This is a genomic window from Candidatus Symbiopectobacterium sp. NZEC135, from assembly GCF_025962695.1.
Window position 1 is genome coordinate 1 of sequence record NZ_JAGFPF010001182.1, and the last position, 661, is coordinate 661.

1 protein-coding gene and 2 pseudogenes are annotated in these 661 nt (G+C 49.6%); 1 reads left to right on the forward strand and 2 read right to left on the reverse strand.

Features of this window, described 5'->3' with window-relative positions:
* A pseudogene (locus J5224_RS33210) lies at positions 1 to 94 on the forward strand (acylphosphatase); the annotation flags it as partial.
* A gap of 7 nt (positions 95 to 101) precedes the next feature.
* On the opposite strand, the gene J5224_RS33215 reads toward J5224_RS33210, so the two are convergent.
* Positions 102 to 407, reverse strand: a complete 306-nt coding sequence (locus tag J5224_RS33215; protein ID WP_264629156.1) for a TusE/DsrC/DsvC family sulfur relay protein — start codon at positions 405 to 407, stop codon at positions 102 to 104.
* Positions 408 to 561: 154 nt separating this feature from the next.
* Positions 562 to 661 (reverse strand): annotated as a pseudogene (locus J5224_RS33220) (FtsH protease modulator YccA); the annotation flags it as partial.

Sequence of the window (661 nt, forward strand, 5' to 3'; positions counted from 1 at the left end):
AAAAGCGGGTGGGCCGCGCAGTGCTCGTGTTGAGCTCGTTCTTGTCGAACCCCGCGCGATGATGGATTACACTGGTTTTTCAATCCGCTATTAGCCGAGCATCAGATACATTTTACCGGCTTGGGTAACCCTGCAATTTTGGTTGCCTGCTTGGCTGGGCCTTTGGGAAAGAGTCGATACAGATAGCGGCTATTGCCTTTTTCTTCACCGTACTTTTGTGCCATCGCTTTTACCAGCATACGAATCGCCGAGTGGCGAACAAAGCGCACCACTTCCCAATGCGCATCGGTTAACGCGATATCTTCCTGCTCTGCCAGCAGCGGTGCGAGAGATTCACGCCAATCAGCGCTGTTAAGCAAGTATCCTTGTGCATCCGTTTCTATAAAACGCCCTTCAAACTCCAACATAGTGCCTCGTGACCCCGGTTTTAAGCGAAGTGTAGCAAAGAAATTTGGTCGGAAGAATGGGGTAGTCGGGGTAATAAAAAGGCCCGAGCGGCAAAGATGCCAAACTCAGGCCTGTTCCATCAGTGGAATGACAACGGCATAAGCCTCAATCCGGTTAGTTGTTGCGCATGATGCCTAAAATGCTCAACAAGCTCACGAACAGGTTATAAATGGAAACGTACAGACTAACCGTGGCGCGAATATAATTCGTTTCA

Coding starts and splice junctions, on each gene's coding strand:
- J5224_RS33215 (WP_264629156.1), bottom strand. CDS start 407: ATGTTGGAGTTTGAAGGGCGTTTTATAGAAACGGATGCACAAGGATAC.